At 51.5% G+C, this 16,666-nt stretch carries 7 protein-coding genes; 2 read left to right on the top strand and 5 right to left on the bottom strand.

The window, feature by feature from the left end; genetic code table 11:
- Nucleotides 1–127: 127 nt before the first annotated feature.
- The 5 genes from RNAN_RS11695 to RNAN_RS11675 form a co-directional block, all read right to left on the bottom strand.
- Entirely contained in the window at nucleotides 128–1,540 is a 1,413-nt protein-coding gene (locus RNAN_RS11695; protein WP_008222001.1) for an FAD-dependent oxidoreductase, read from the bottom strand.
- Nucleotides 1,541–1,549: 9 nt separating this feature from the next.
- The gene (gene gltB, locus RNAN_RS11690) at nucleotides 1,550–6,010 is read right to left on the bottom strand and encodes a glutamate synthase large subunit (RefSeq protein ID WP_008222000.1); all 4,461 of its coding nucleotides are present in this window, start codon (nucleotides 6,008–6,010) and stop codon (nucleotides 1,550–1,552) included.
- Between the two features lie 428 nt (nucleotides 6,011–6,438).
- On the bottom strand, nucleotides 6,439–7,620 hold the full coding sequence (gene iadA / locus RNAN_RS11685) for a beta-aspartyl-peptidase (protein ID WP_008221999.1): 1,182 nt from the start codon (nucleotides 7,618–7,620) through the stop codon (nucleotides 6,439–6,441).
- A 27-nt stretch (nucleotides 7,621–7,647) separates the two neighbouring features.
- Nucleotides 7,648–9,132, bottom strand: coding sequence for a putative basic amino acid antiporter YfcC (gene yfcC / locus RNAN_RS11680; RefSeq protein ID WP_008221997.1), 1,485 nt, complete (start codon nucleotides 9,130–9,132; stop codon nucleotides 7,648–7,650).
- A 73-nt stretch (nucleotides 9,133–9,205) separates the two neighbouring features.
- A complete protein-coding gene (locus RNAN_RS11675) occupies nucleotides 9,206–12,139 on the bottom strand; it encodes a TonB-dependent receptor domain-containing protein (RefSeq protein WP_008221995.1) in 2,934 nt (977 codons plus the stop codon).
- A gap of 365 nt (nucleotides 12,140–12,504) precedes the next feature.
- On the opposite strand from RNAN_RS11675, the gene RNAN_RS11670 reads away from it, so the two are divergent.
- Together RNAN_RS11670 and RNAN_RS11665 are read left to right on the top strand one after the other, a co-directional pair.
- A complete protein-coding gene (locus RNAN_RS11670) occupies nucleotides 12,505–14,349 on the top strand; it encodes a cyanophycinase (RefSeq protein ID WP_040552057.1) in 1,845 nt (614 codons plus the stop codon).
- Between the two features lie 25 nt (nucleotides 14,350–14,374).
- Complete coding sequence (locus RNAN_RS11665; protein ID WP_008221992.1) at nucleotides 14,375–16,663, top strand: ATP-binding protein; 2,289 nt, start codon at nucleotides 14,375–14,377, stop codon at nucleotides 16,661–16,663.
- The last annotated feature ends 3 nt before the right edge of the window (nucleotides 16,664–16,666 follow it).

Genomic DNA, 16,666 nt, shown 5'->3' with positions numbered 1-16,666 from the left:
TTTGCCCACGCCAACACGCCGTGAATATGTCCCTATAGGCTCGTCTCAGGCATCCATGCCTTCAACGGTTGGCTTAGGGCAAACCTAATCTCGCTTATCGCGTCCGCTGCTACAGATGGTAGAGGCTTTATACCTGTAAATAATCCAATATACCTTCGGCGGCTTTACGGCCCTGGGCGATAGCGGTAACGACCAGATCTGAGCCTAATACCATATCGCCACCGGCAAAAATCTTCTGCTGGTTGGTTTGCATGGCATAGGTACTCTTTTCACTGGCAACGACCCGGCCTTTACTGTCCAGCTCCACGCCCATATCGACTAACCACTGCGGTGGGCTGGGCTGAAAACCAAAGGCAATCACTACCGCATCGGCTGGCAGTACCTGCTCAGAGCCGGCTACCGGCTCCGGGCTTCTGCGGCCTTTGGCATCCGGTGCGCCCATTTGGGTGGTGACCACCTTAACGCCAATCACTTTACCCTCTGCGTTAACCTCGATACCCAGCGGTTGCAGGTTAAACAAAAACTCGACGCCTTCTTCGCGCGCGTTTTGTACTTCCTTACGTGAGCCTGGCATATTGGCTTCATCGCGCCGGTAGGCACAGCTGACCTTAGTGGCGCCCTGGCGGATAGAGGTGCGTACGCAGTCCATCGCTGTGTCGCCACCGCCTAATACCACCACGGTTTTATCTTTTAAGCTAACGTATGGGTGCTCCGTCTGCCAGCCCATCAGGTTATTGATATTGCCAATTAAAAACGGCAGCGCTTCATATACGCCCGGCGCATCTTCGTTGGCTAAACCGCCTTTCATTGGCGTGTAGGTGCCAAGCGCTAAAAACACTGCGTCGTATTCGTTTAGCAGGCTATCAAAGCTGACATCGACACCGACGTTAGTGTTTAAACGAAACTCGATACCCATCTCGCTAAAGATTTGCCGGCGCAGTTTTAATACGTCTTTCTCCAGCTTAAACGGCGGTATACCAAAGGTAAGCAGGCCTCCGATTTCCGGGTAGCGGTCGAATACCACTGGGGTTACGCCATTGCGCACCAGCACATCAGCACAGGCCAGGCCCGCCGGGCCGGCACCAATTACGGCGACGCGGCGCTCGGTTTTTACCACGGCAGAAAGGTCTGGCCGCCAGCCCATTTCAAAGGCTTTGTCGGTAATGTACTTTTCAATACTGCCGATGGTGACCGCGCCAAAACCTTCGTTTAGCGTACAGGCGCCTTCGCATAAGCGATCCTGCGGGCAGACCCGGCCGCACACTTCGGGCAGGCTGTTGGTTTTGTGGGCAAGTTCAGCCGCTTCAATAATTTTGCCTTCGTTGGCCAGCTTTAACCACTGCGGAATATAGTTGTGCACCGGGCACTTCCATTCGCAGTAAGGGTTGCCGCAATCCAGGCAGCGATCAGCCTGACCTTCGACCTGGGTGTGGGTCATTGGCTGGTAAATTTCCACAAACTCGATAGTGCGTTCCTGGTGTGAGCGTTTTGGCGGATCAATCCGTTTTACGTCGATAAACTGGTATACATTCTGTGCCATAACGCCTCCCTACATCGCCTGTACCCGCAGCTCGGCTGACGAGCGTGCGCGGTGTCCCAGCAAGGTGTTTACATCGCTGGTTTTCGGTTTAACCAGCTTGAATTTACTTAAGTAGCTGCCAAAGTCATTTAAGATCTTCTGCGCTTTGTCGCTGCCGGTTTCCTCGACGTGCTGGTGTAACAAGCTACGCAGGTGCTCCTGCAGTATTGGCGTAGTCACGTCCAGCGCCTCGACCAGCTCCGGGTTTAACCTAAGCGCTAAATCGTCCTGCTCATCTAAAAGATAGGCAAAGCCACCGGTCATACCGGCACCAAAGTTCACCCCGGTGCAGCCCAGCACCACCACCACGCCGCCGGTCATATATTCGCAGCAGTTATCGCCGGTGCCTTCTACCACCGCCAACGCGCCGGAGTTACGCACGGCAAAACGCTCGCCGACCTGACCGGCCGCGTATAAACGGCCGCCTGTAGCGCCGTATAAGCAGGTATTACCGGCAATGGTAAAGCCGTTTTTGGCAAAGGCGGCGCCCTTGGCCGGGTAAATCGCCAGCATACCGCCGGTCATGCCTTTGCCGACATAGTCGTTGGCATCGCCCTGTAGCGACATATGCAGGCCGCCGGCGTTCCATACGCCAAAGCTCTGGCCGGCGGTGCCGGTTAAGCGGATGCGGATAGGATCGGTCGCCATACCCTGGTTACCGTGCTGGCGGGCAATAAAGCCCGACAGCGCCGCGCCCACCGAGCGGTCGGTATTGCGGATACTTACACTTAGCTGGCCACCGCTTTTATGCAGTACCATCTGCTTGCAGCGCGCTAACAGCTCCTGATTCAGCTTACCTTCGTCAAACGGCGTATTGTTTTGCACACAGTACAGCGCTTTGTCTGAAGCAACGCCGCTGGCTTGCAATATTGGTGTTAACTCCAGTTTGGCCTGCTTTTGCGTTTCGCTGTCTTTGACGCTTAATAAATCAGTGCGGCCAATCAGCTCGGTAAGTTGTGTTACCCCCAGCTGCGCCATTAATTCGCGCACTTCATAGGCTAAGAACTTAAAGTAGTTCATCACCATTTCGGGCAGGCCGGTAAAGTGATCGCGCCTCAGGGTGGCGTCTTGCGTCGCCACGCCGGTGGCGCAGTTATTTAAATGGCAAATGCGCAGGAACTTACAACCCAGTGCCACCATAGGGCCGGTACCAAAGCCGAAGCTTTCGGCGCCTAAAATAGCGGCTTTAATCACATCAAGGCCGGTTTTTAAGCCACCATCTACCTGTAAGCGCACCCGGTCACGCAGGCCGTTCTCGACCAGCGCCTGATGCACCTCGGCAAGACCTAACTCCCACGGGCTGCCGGCATATTTTACTGAGGTTAGCGGGCTGGCGCCGGTGCCGCCGTCGTAACCGGATACGGTAATGAGATCGGCATAGGCTTTAGCCACACCGGTGGCGATGGTGCCGATACCCGGCTCGGATACCAGTTTGACGGAGATCAGCGCCTGTGGATTGACCTGTTTTAAATCGAAGATCAGCTGGGCTAAATCTTCAATCGAGTAAATATCGTGGTGCGGCGGCGGTGAAATTAAGGTTACACCCGGCACTGAATAACGCAGGCGGGCAATTTCGGCGGTCACTTTTTCACCCGGCAGCTGGCCACCTTCGCCGGGCTTGGCACCTTGCGCCACTTTAATCTGGATAACTTCCGCATTCACCAGATAATGCGGTGTCACGCCAAAGCGGCCGGAGGCGACCTGCTTAATTTTCGAGTTTTTCTCGGTGCCAAAGCGGCGCGGATCTTCGCCACCTTCACCCGAGTTAGAGCGCCCGCCCAAACGGTTCATCGCTATCGCCAGGGCTTCGTGTGCTTCCGGGCTAAGCGCGCCTATCGACATAGCGGCACTGTCAAAGCGTGGGTACAGCTTGTCCTCGCTTTCTACCTGCTCCAGCGGCACCGCGGCGGCGGCATTTAGTTTAAATAAGTCACGTAAATGCGCTACCGGGCGCTCGTTGACGATGCGGCTGTACTGCTGATAATCCTCGTACTTGCCAGAGCGCACCGCTTTTTGCAGCGTTTGTACTACATCCGGGTTATAGGCGTGGTACTCGCCATCGTGCACGTATTTTAATAAACCACCGTGGTTCAGCGGCTTGCGTTTAAGCCAGGCGACATTGGCCAGCTGCTGAATATCCTGCTGAAAATCAGCAAAACCGGCGCCGCCCAAACGCGACGGGATATCGGCAAAGCATTGCTGCATCACGGCTTTATCAATGCCGACGGCTTCAAACAGGTTAGAGCAGCGATAGCTGGCCACCGTGGAAATGCCCATTTTCGACATGATTTTGTACAGGCCTTTGTTAATGCCTTTACGGTAATTCAGCACCGCCTGCCGCGCGGTTAAGTTAATCACGCCTTTTTCCACCAGCTGCTCTACCGTTTCATAGGCTAAAAACGGGTAAATACCGGTAGCGCCAAGGCCAATTAACACGGCGAAATGATGTGGGTCACGCGCGGTGGCGGTTTCAACAATAATGTTGGAATCGCAGCGCAGCTGGGCATTCACCAACGCATGTTGCACCGCACCGACCGCCATCGCTGCCGGTATTGGCAGTTTGCCTTGCTCAATACGCCGGTCGGTTAATATTACCAATACCACCTGGTTATCGCGCACGGCAGAGATCACATCCTGGCATAGCGTGGTAACCGCTTGCTGCAGGCTAAGCTGCGCAGGGTCAAAGTTTAATGAGAAGATCTGATGTTTGTAGTACTGCTCGTCGGCCTGTTTCAGCTGCTTTAAGTCCGAGTACATCATCACCGGCGATTCAAACTGAATGCGCCGCGCATAGCCGGCGGTTTCTTTAAATACGTTATGCTCGCGGCCGATACTGGTGGCCAGCGACATCACGTGCGCTTCACGCAAAGGGTCTATCGGCGGGTTAGTCACCTGAGCAAACTGCTGGCGGAAATAATCGTACAGCGTGCGAGGTTTACGTGACAGCACCGCCATCGGCGTGTCATCACCCATAGAGCCAACCGCTTCCTGACCATCTTTGGCCAGTACCGTCATCACCTGATCAATTTCTTCATAGCTGTAGTTAAACAGCTTATGCAGCACCAGCATTTCATCATCGGTAAACACGCGTTTACCGATCAAATCCGTTTCGTATTTCTCATACGGCACCAAGCGCTGCACATTGCTGTTCAGCCAGTCGCGGTACGGGTGACGCGCCATTAAATCGGCATCAATTTTATCTGAGCGCCAAATCTCACCACTGGTGGTATCCACCGCCAGCATTTCACCGGGGCCAACGCGGCCTTTTTCTACTACTTCATCCGGGGTGTAATCCCAAATGCCCACTTCTGACGCCAGCGTAATCAGTTTATCGCGCGTGATCACAAAGCGCGCCGGGCGCAGGCCGTTACGGTCTAAATTACAGGCCACATGCTGACCGTTAGTCATTACGATACCGGCCGGGCCGTCCCACGGCTCCATATGCATGGAGTTAAATTCATAAAAGGCTTTTAGGTTGTCGTCCATTACCCGGTTGCCCTGCCAGGCCGGCGGCACTAATAAACGCATAGCGCGGAATAAGTCCATGCCGCCGGCTAACAGCAATTCGAGCATATTATCCAGCGAGCTGGAATCCGAGCCGCTTTGACCGACAAAAGGCGCAGCGTCCTGCAGATCGGGTAATAACGGCGAAGCAAATTTATACTGGCGGGCGCGGGCCCACTGGCGGTTACCGGTAATGGTATTAATTTCACCGTTATGCGCTAAAAAGCGAAACGGCTGCGCCAGCTGCCAGCGCGGCATGGTATTGGTAGAAAAACGCTGGTGAAACACGCAAATGGCGGTTTCCATGCGGATATCGGCTAAGTCCAGATAATAGCGCGGCAAATCGGCCGGCATCATCAGGCCTTTAAATACGGTAACTAACGATGAGAAGCTGGGAATATAAAAGTCGGCATCATCGCTAAGCTGTTTTTCAATGCGGCGGCGCACCATATATAAACGGCGCTCCAGGTCATGATCGCCCCAGCCATGCGGCGCGTTGACAATTACCTGTTCAATCTGCGGCATTGAGCTAAGCGCCAAGGGGCCCAATACACTGCTATCTACCGGCACCGTGCGCCAGGCAACCAAGGTAAGTGTCTCGCGGGCAATTTCCTGGGCGATAATTTTTTTTGCCAGTGCCGCTTTTACCGGATCCTGGCTTAGGAAAATCATACCGACACCGTACTTTTTCGCTAGGTTCCAGCCGTTTTCTTCGGCGATAGCACGAAAAAAACTGTCGGGCTTTTGCATCAATAAGCCGCAGCCGTCGCCGGTTTTACCGTCGGCAGAAATGCCGCCGCGATGCTGCATACGGTCTAAGCCATTAATGGCGGTTCTGACGATGCGGTGGCTGGCTGCGCCCTCCAGATGGGCAATCAGACCAAAGCCACAGTTTTCTCTTGCCTGACTGTGTTGGTACAACGCCATGACTCACCTCCAAACTTGTCCTGATAAATAAATATGTATTATTTTTGAATTATTATTCTTATTGTTGGTTTTTGCTGCTGCTGAAAGAAAATAACGGTTACTCTTTCAGAGGTCAATGCGTTGTAGAGTATTTGCTCTTAAAATGTTTAGCCATCTAAACGTTCAAGAGCGTACAGGTATACCGTGACTTGCAGAAAAAAGCAAGCTGACTTTGTAGTGTCGGGCCGGTGAAATAACGCAGAAAGCGCAGTTTTGAAATTGAAAATTAATTACATGAATTGGCGATATTTTTGCCATTGATAGCAGTTGGCACAATAAAAAAAGCTGCCAAGGCAGCTTTTTTAGCAAGGATGTTATGGCGAAAGGCGCCATATTTATGCGAATTATTGCTATTTAACAGCGGGCTATTGGTCAGGTGTTATTTGGCTTTAACGCTCAAAGGTGCCTTTTACCAGGGCTTTACCCTGTTGCACCAGTAACTTGCCTTTGGCTATCACGCTATCAATAGCTAAGTCATCGCGGCGCAGCAGCACCAGATCGGCATCCAACTGTGGCGCTAAACGGCCTTTTTGCTTTAAGCCCAGCACTGCAGCAGGGGCTGCGGTAATACTGCAAATGGCATCGGCTAGGGCCACCTTGTGCGTTAATACTGCTTCACGAGCTGCCTGATATAAGCTTTGCACACTGCCTACCTGCAAGCCTAACAGCTCGCCTTCGTCGTTATAAATCGGCAGGCTGGCATTCCCATCTGAGCTAAGTGTCAGCTGCATGGCTTTGATACCAAAGGCCAGCGCTTCAGCCAGTGCCGCCGCAGCAGCCACTTCGCCATGTTTTAAGTCAAAGTCGGTAGTGCTGGTGGTAAAGTCAATCACGCCGCCTTTAGTGGCAAACTCTAAACCGGCTTCAAACACCCGGCGGTTGCGGTTCATATGGGTAGGGTAGAACTGCTTGAGTTTTAGCTCGGTACCGGCCACCGCCTGATATATCGGCTGCAAAATACGCTCGCCGGCGCCCATATGCACACTAACCACGCCGCTTTTACCCGATAGAATACCGCCAACCCGTGCTGCTGCCGCCACTTTGCGAATTTCATCTGTGGTGGGCTGTGAAGAGCGGTGATCACTGATGGCAATTTCACCGACACCGATAAACTTATCAATCAGGATCAAATCATCAGTGATATTGCCGGTCAGGGTGCGACAGGGGATCTCATAAGAGCCGGTATGGCAGTAAGTACTAATACCTTCGGTTTCCAGCGCATGCGCTTTGGCTAAAAGGTTAGTGAGGGTGCGGGTGGTGGCATCAGTGCCCAGTACGCCAATAGCGGTAGTAACGCCGCCTAAGGTGGCATCGGTTAATTGCATTTCCGGCGTGCGGGTAGCAAAACCGCCTTCACCGCCACCGCCGATGAAATGCACCAGCGAATCGACAAAACCCGGCGTCAGATAACAGCCGCTGCCGTCTATTACCGTTACCGGCAGGTTGGAGCCTGCCAGATTAAAGTCTTCACCAATAGCGGCAATAGTATTGCCTGCCAGTACTACGTCTTTTTTACCAATACTGTGCGGGGCCAGCAGTTCGGCATTTTTTATTAAAATAATGTTGTTCAAAATAGTTACCTTAAACAGCTCGCGCTGTTATTGATATGCAATAGCAACGGCGATAAACATAAAGGCGCTGGCCAGCGCAAACAGACACAGCTGTAATTTCCAGACAAAACGCAGCCAGACTGTCCAATCTACCCGCACCACACCCAAACAGCCGATCAACGCCGCTGAGGTAGGTATAATGCAGTTAGTTAAACCATCACCAAGCTGAAAAGCTAATACCGCAATTTGTCGCGAAAGTCCGACTAAATCGGCCAGTGGGGCAATAAGTGGCATTGTCAGCGCTGCCTGGCCTGAGCCTGAGGCGACAAAGAAGTTAATCACCGATTGGATTACCAGCATCAGCCAGGCCGATAAATACGCCGGCAAGCCATCCAGCGCCTGGCCACTGTAATACAGCAGCGTGTTTAATACCGACGGCGATTCAGGGCTGTCGCCACCAAGCAATAGCACTATGCCTTTGGCCATACCGACAATCAGCGCAGCCGGCAACAGCTCAGCAGCACCATGCTTAAAGCCGTCTGCGGCGTCATTCATGCTAAAACGCTTACCAATTACCGCGATAATGGCTATCACCACGCCGATAGTAAAAAACTGGCTGGCAATTTCCGGTATGTAGTACTGGCGTACTGTTACGCCCCAGATAATCCACACCAGGCCGGCAAAAAATGCCAGCAGGATGATCGAGTCCAGGCCATTGTACTGGTTTTTTGCACTGTCACTTTGCTCTGAACGCAGCTTTTGATCGCTGGCAAAACTCAGTGACAGCTCAGGGTTGGCTTTAATTTTGGCGGCATATCGCATGGTAAAAATAATGCCAAACAGGGTAAAGACCACCCACATGGCAATACGAAGATCACTGCCAGACAACAGCGGAATTTCCGCTATACCCTGAGCAATAGCAACATTAAACGGGTTCATCCAGGAGGTAGCAAAACCGATTTGGGTGGCCACATAGGTTACCAATACCGTGGTAATGGCATCGTAGCCCAGTGCTAACATCAGTGGCAGTAGCACGATACAAAAGGCAATCGCCTCTTCGCCCATACCGAATACGGCGCCGCCTAACGAGAACAGGCCAAACATCAGCGGAATAAACAAAAATTCCATGCGTTTGGTTTTGTCTATCAAGGCCAGAATGCCGTTATGAATAGCGCCAGTTTTCATAATGATGCCAAAGGCGCCACCGGTTAGCAGAATAAAAGCAATAACGCCAACGGCCGAGCCCCATTTATCCCCGGATACCAGGCCTTCAAAGGCATAGTTAAAAAAGCCGATACCGCCGCCTTCGGCAAATAGCGGCGCACCTTGCTCAGCGTCATGGTGCAGCGTAAAGCTGTTCGGGTCGATTTTACTTTTCAGTTTGGCAGCGCCTTCTGCTGCAGGCGCCGGCTCCAGCATAGTAAAAGAGCCGGCAGGCACCAGATGCGATGCGATTGCGGCCAGTATCATGACAAAAAACAGAATGATAAAGGCATCCGGCATTGATACCGGTTGTCTTACTTGATTAGCCATAGTGTAAACCTTGTCGTAGCCGATAAAGGTAAGCGGGCATAAGTGTTATCTACTTACGCCCGCTCGGTACTAATTAAAAGAAGTAGCTAAAGGATACACGATAGTTACGGCCAAAAGCGTCGTGGTTAATAGAATCAAAGCCACGTGCTGTGCCGTAAACCGCCGGTGGGTCACGATCCAGCAGGTTATCGACAGTGAAGTTTAATGAAGCATTTTCAAAGTCATAACCAATATTGGCACGCAGTGTTGTCCAGGCTGAAACCTCACGCTCGCCATTCTCATCCAGCAAACCAAGATCAGTCAGCTCGTCAATGTTACGGCCTCTTAGTCTGCTAATGTCATCTTGATATGACGAGGTATAAAGTGCTGTCAGCCCTAAATAAACCGCTTCACCGCTCCAGGAAATACGTGCACTGGCAATGTTTTCCGGGTAGCGGAAGGTGCCAATAAGTGATTCAATTTCATCAGAGCCGGCTTTATTACGCTCAAAGCTGACATAGTGTGTCCAGTCAGCATCGAGGCCTAAGCGGCCACCTGCAAAGTCAAGTGTATGTGAAAAACGCAGATCGACACCTTTCACATCTTGCTGGCCGACGTTCTCTAACTGAATAACATGATCGCGCAGAAGCGGCAGCTCGGCAAAACGTGGCTCGTCAAAGGCTACCCAGGCATCCAGGATCTGTGCCATATTGGCGCCTTCATCTTCCACCGTCAGGCCAGCTTCATCAGTTACCAGGCACAGATCCGGGTTATAAGCGATACCAGTTTCACCTTCAGGCACTAAACCACAATGGCGCACAGAGGCATCTGTTGCAGTTCTGGCGAGCATAGCCGTCAGATCTGTGTCGACCAGCTTCTCGTGGCTAAACTGCCAGTAGTCTACGGTTAGGGTAGTATTGTCGGTTGGGCTCCAGGCAAAACCAAAACTGACTGATTCTGAGGTCTCAGCTTGTAAATCCGGGTTGCCCAGCTCCAGCACATTCGGCCGGCGCACATCACCAAAGCCCTCACAGTACAAATCAGCAACGGTTTGATTAGCACTACAATCATAGGTCGCTGTGGTTGTTCTTAATTTTACCCCTGCCTGAGTTAAAGAGGGCGCGCGGAACGAGGTTGCCCAAGAGCCGCGAATGGCTAAGCTGTCATGCGGGCGCCAGGTCAGGCCTACTTTAGGGTTAAACGTACTGCCAAAGTCGTCATAGTAGTCGTAACGGCCAGCAAGTTGTAATTCAACAGTATCGCTTAGCGGGGCATAAATTTCGGCAAAAGCCGCTGCTTGCGTACGGTCTGCTTCTGACAAGCTGGAGCCAAAACCAAATACGTCAACCAAATAACGATTTTCTGGTCGTGCTCTGGCATTTAACGACGGTGTATCGGTAATTTCTTCTTTGCGGGCTTCGATACCAAAGGCAGCACGGATAAAGTCATCATTAAACTCCATCAGGTCGCCGCTAAAGCGTAAGTCCCAGCCATAAACCGTGCTCTTACCATCCCGTGTCGGCACTTCTTGTGCGTTTGACAGTAAGGCATTATTGGCTGCGTCATTCTGTAGCAGAGGGTTAAATGCCGCCAGTAACTGGCCTGAAGAGCAGCTTAAGCCCATATCCTCGTCAAAATTGGCGATACTGCCGTCGCTGCAAAGTTCGCCATGTACCAAAGCACTGTATTTATAACGATTGTAGATACCTGCAATGGCTTTCTGTTTAGATTTGGATTGCGACAGCAGAATGGCCGATTCCCATTGCCAATTAGCAATATCACCGCCCAGTGAGCTGGTTAGGCGGAAAGAGTCGGTTTTATTTTCAATAGTACGTGGATCATTGAAGCGGGCACTGTATTGAAAGCCCCACAATTCCTGGCCGGCTAAGGTGTCAAACGGGTCTATCCACAGCTCATCATACAAGAAGTCTACGTAGTCTGCCGGGTAGATGTCTAATGCCGTTTCTGGCACCCAGGCACCGTGATCAGGGTTAATTTGCTCGACCTGTTCTATCGGCGCTGGTGACGATATGGCAGTTGACTTGGTTGTGCTGAAGAAAAAGTCAGTATTCCACACTAAGCCATTAATATCTTTAGTGTAAATAAAGCCGGCTGATTGGCTTTCAAATGGGCTTTCCAGCTGATCATCCTGATTGGCATAATAAGCACATATTTCCTCGCCAAACTCGGTTGTTACCAGCGGGCTGGTACAATTCGGGTTGCCAATTTCATTGCCGCTGCGTGCAGAGTAGTAGTTGATGTTGACACCATCACGCAGCTTGGGCAAATACGAGTAATTACTTTGTAAGGCCGGCTGTTTGGTAAAGTCGCGATCTGACGCCATATAGCCTTCACGATCAAAAAGGTCGGCGAACAGCGTTAAGTTGCCGCCGGCAATATTGGTTCCAAATAGCAGGTTGGCGTTAACAGTGGCATCATTGGACGACGCCGTGCTGTTGGCATAAGACAGTGTAACCTCGGCCCCCTCATAATCTTTTTTCAGGATGTAGTTGATAACACCGGCCACGGCATCGGCACCATAAATGGCTGATGCGCCTGTAGCCAGCACTTCTACCCGTTCAATGGCGGCAAGGGGGATACTATTAATATCAACAAAATTTTGTGTGCCTGCTGCAAACGATGATGCTGCAACGCGACGGCCGTTAATCAGGGTTAACGTTGAAGACGGGCCAAGCCCGCGCAGTGACGCAGCTGCCTGGCCAGCTGGGGTAGATGTTGAAGTTGCACCGCTTTCTGAGGTAGAAAAAGTGCCTGTACCACCACGCACCTGCCCTAAATCTTGCAGCAACTCATATACTGAGTTTGCACCAGAGTTTTTAATATCATCAGCCGAGATAACAACCAGCGGCTGGGTGCCTTCCAGATCGACGCCTTTAATGCGTGAGCCGGTCACTTCGATTTTTTCAATCTTTTGTTCTTCTTTGGCCACTTCTTCGGCGGCAAAAGCCAATGGCATAGCGAAAAAGCTGCCGGCAACAGCCAGCGCTAAAGGAGATAACTTGTGCATAAAAATACCTGTCTTTACTTGGCCAGGCGCACGGCAACATATGCCAGGCCTGACTTATCATTATTAATTTGAGTTATTGGTTTGCAGGAATAGCCCTGCCAGACACGATTTAGTGCCTGACATGTGTCTACTCGTTAAACCACTCCGACAGGTAGTAAGACGAGTAATGATACGAACTTAGCGCGAAGGCTTTTTTCAGCATATCGTTACCGGAAAATGAACGTTAAATGAATTTAACAGCACTATTAGAAGTACTGCTAATTGGCAAAGAAGTCAATACAGGATAATCTATGCCAATTAAATTTTATTCCGCGCCGGGCAGCAGGCCCAGGCAACTATCTGCGCTTACGATAAGAAAGAGAATAATGAGATCACTAAGTTTTTACCTTTCTGCGGCTCTACTGGCCAGTTCAGCCTCGGCTGCCAATGTTCACGGCGAAAGAAAGCTGCCCGAATACTCTATGGTATTGGTGGGCGGTGGTATGCAAATATGCTCTTCGGTGAGCAATCGCTATTGCTCTGCGGCTGATACCTTCACTGCGGCTGCGAAGTCTGGCGAGCAGTATTTGTTGTCGGAGCAGCACCTGGCCAATATTGCTGATAGCAGTTTCTGGGGCGAAGAGCGGGTGATTGAGCAGCAACAAACGCTTGCGCTGCTTGAGTTTATCCGCAGCCGCCAGGCCGGTGAACCTACGACAGAACGCGAGTTGCTGCGGCAGTGGCGTGGCGCCGAGATAGAAATAGACGGTATTTGGGTGTCGGGCCGGACTAATTATGCCGCTTTGACCGATCGTGAGCGTAATTTTGTGCTCGACCAGCTGCAAATTATGGCAAGTGCAAACACTGGCAGCCGCCGCGCGACTACGCGGCAACGAGAATTTGCTAATTTGGCACAAACCAGCGATGCCTTTACCGTAGAGATTGTGCGTAAAATTGTCGATTTAGCGCAGCAGGTTAGTGGCCCGCAGCGTAAGCCGCGACTGCTGGTAGTCACTGCTTCAGGGCGCGACCCCTTCGCTGCGGTGGATATGTACACCAATCTGTTTAGCGAAGCAGGCGCCGAGGTAACCTGGTTACCGATCAATGCAGCCTATCAGGCAGCGCAGCAAAACAAAGCCAATAATTCGCCATCATGTGAGCAGTTGCCACAATACCTGGCGGCTTATCATGGTACTTATCAGCGAGCGCGGGTATACCCAGATTTAATGCAGCAGTTTGAACGGTTTTGCCAACAGGGTACAACAGCTGCGGTAGAGCTTATTCGTCGTTCGGACGCGGTTTTCATTAATGGTGGAGACCAAAGCCTGACATTACAAGCATTTCGTCAGGACGATGGCACGGCAACGGCGGAGCTGAAGCAGCTGGAGTCGATGCTGGCAGCCGGCCAGATCATTGTAGCCGGCACCAGTGCCGGTAGTGCTGTGATGGCAGGTGGGAGCTATCAGGGACGCAAGACGCCGATGATTACAAATGGTGACAGCTACAGCGCTATGCAATTTGGTGCTTTTGATTTGCCCGCACCACAAAGTGGCTGTGATAAAGACCAGAGCTGTGCTAACGGCCTGGGCGAAAACCATCTAACCTACAGCGGTGCGGGTGGCCTTGGCTTGTTCAACTGGGGTGTACTGGATACGCATTTCTCTGAACGCGGCCGCCAGGCGCGGTTAGTCCGGTTGCAACATGATACGCAAACCCGTTTTGGTTTTGGTATTGACGAAAATACGGCCTTATTAGTCGGTTTTGACCGGGCCGAAAATGCTCCTGAAGTCAAAATGGCGGTACTGGGTGAAGCCGGTGTCTTTGTTGCTGATATACAACAAGCGCAAAGCAGCGGTGAGGGCAGTGCCAGCCAGATTGAAAAAGTCAGTACGCATTATTTAACCCGTGATGACATGCTGGAAATTAAAGACGGTGTAATGCGTACCCGCTTTGCCGACTGGAAGTTTGCACCTAATAATAACCAGTCGCCGCTATTAAGCTCTGGCGAGTTGTTCGAACGTGATAATTATCGCCAGCTGGCACAGCTGCTTTGCCTGACACAAAGCCGACAGGCGCAGGGGCGCGCGGTGCGGGTGGGGCAAGGGCATCAACTTACCCTGAGCAAAGATATGACCACTTATGCGCGTCAGGGCCTGTACCGTCAGGCTGGTACTGAAGTGCAGTATTGTTCATACCGCAACGTTTTGCTGGATATGGCCCCGGCAAACTAACAGCACTCTGCGAGGTGTCAACCTGATGCAAGGTCCGGTTCACCCCCAGGTCAGGAGCTTTGCTAACGGCATTCGCACCTGGGGCAAGCTAAAGCTGGCACTGTTGTGCCAGCTTTTGTTATTGCTGCTGAGCGGTCTTGCCTGCGTTGCGCTAAATCTGGTGCTATACAACAGTATTGCCTGGCCACAGGTACAAGCGGTACTGGGTATTACCCTGCTACTTGGCCCTGCCGTTATTGCCATTGTGTTTTATTTAGTACTGCATCTGGATGCAGCCTTGTCTTACTTAGAAGACTCTGCGCACCAGGAGCGTTTGCTAAATGAAGGGATGCAAGACAATATCCGCCAGCTTAACTTTGAAATTGAAGAGCGAAAAAAAGCCTTTCAGGCCAAGCGTCGTGCTGTAGATGAGCTGCGTAAGGAAATTGCCGAGCGTAAAAAAGCCCAGATAGAGTTAGAAGAGCAAAGCTTACTGATCCGATCTATTGTCGACAGCTCCCCCGACTTGTTTTACTACCGTGATGAAACTGGCCGCTTTGCCAGTTGCAATAAAATGTTTGAAGCGATTATGGGCAAGCCTGCCAGTGAGCTGATTGGCCGTTTGCCTGCCGATATTTACACTGATGATAGTGCACAGGCCGCTATCCTGACCGAGCATGAGCTGCACATGCAGCCCTCTGAGCTGACACTGGATGTCGAGTTTGTTAAAGAGGATGGCCAGGTATTGTGGTTTGAGATGCGCAAGGTACCATTTTACGATCGCCACGGCCGTTACATTGGTTTGCTTGGCTTTGGTCGTGATATTACTTCGCGTAAGCTGGCCGAGCAGGCGTTGGAAAAAGCCTATCAGGACAAAGGCAAGTTTATTGCAACGTTAAGCCATGAGCTACGCACACCGCTAAACGGTATAGTGGGGTTAAGCCGGCGCTTGCTGGAAAGCAAGCTCACCAAGCAGCAGCACAGTTGGGCGAATACTATTTTTAGCAGTGCAGAAACCCTGGGTAATATTTTTAATGACATTATCGATCTGGATAAAATCGATCGGCAGGATCTGGATATTGTTTATCAAAGCGTCGCCTTTAAACCCTTTATTAATGACATTGCTAACTTTGCCGAGCTGTTGTGTCAGCAAAAGGGCCTGCAATTTAACTTGCAGGTAGATGCTTCAGATGATGTCTATCTGCGGCTTGACCCAACCCGTTTGCGCCAGGTGTTGTGGAACCTGCTAAATAACGCCGTTAAGTTCACCAGCAGGGGCAGCGTCAGTTTAAGCTGTCAGCTAAGTGCGCAGTGCGATCAGCTTAGCTTTGAAGTCAGTGATACCGGTATAGGTATAGCGGCGCAAGAGCAAGAGCGCATTTTTGATATGTATTACAAGTCTAACGACGGGCGCCGCTTAAGCATTATGGGCTCGGGCATTGGCTTGTCGGTGTCACGTGCCCTGGTTGAGGCTATGCAGGGCCAAATTAGCGTAAACAGCATTAGTGGCGAGGGCAGCCGTTTTAATGTGGTGCTGCCAACAGCAGCAGCACAGCAAGAGCTGCAGCCCGCGATTAGTTGTCCGGAATTGACCATTTTGCTGGTAGAAGATGTGCCGCTGAACGCTGAAATCGCCACCGGCTTGCTGGAACAGCGTGGCCATACCGTCGTGCTGGCAGAAACCGGTGAAGATGCAATAGCGCTGCTGGAAACCGAAGATGATATTGATTTAGTGCTGCTGGATATGCAGCTACCCGATATGGGCGGCGAGCAAATTGCGCAGTATATCCGTCAGGAGCCGCACCTGGCAACCTTACCTATAGTGGTACTTAGCGCTAATGTGCGTAAAGCGGAGCAGCAATTAGAGGGCATACAGATAGAGGGCGCTCTGGCTAAACCCATTAACACTACTAGGCTTGACCAACTGCTGGCGCAGTTGTTCTCACCCAGTGCGGTAAAAGTGCAACACCAGATGCCCAGCAGCAACCAGAGTGACACCGAGGTGTTAGATAGTGCCACCCTGAATGATTATCTGCAGTCGCTTGGTAAAGATGCAATGAAGCGCAGTGCACAATTATTTGCTCAGTTATTGCCAGGTTATATCAATCGGATGATGGAAACAGCGCTACAGAAACAGGCAAAGGAGTTTCAGGAGGCGGCGCATAAACTTAAAGGCGCAGCGGCATCGGTAGGCTTGCTATGGGTGCAGCAGCAGGCTAAGCGGTTTGAGCAAGAGCCGGTAAACTGGCAGGGGTTAGAGCGGCAACTGGTCGACTTTCACTTAAAAACAGAGCAGCACCTGGCTGCTCTGTCTGAGTTTATTGATCAAGCGTAAAAC

Source organism: Rheinheimera nanhaiensis E407-8, assembly GCF_000296695.1.
Lineage (GTDB): Bacteria > Pseudomonadota > Gammaproteobacteria > Enterobacterales > Alteromonadaceae > Alishewanella > Alishewanella nanhaiensis.
Note: the sequence above shows the minus strand (reverse complement) of the source record. Positions and strands in the feature narration are given on the sequence as shown.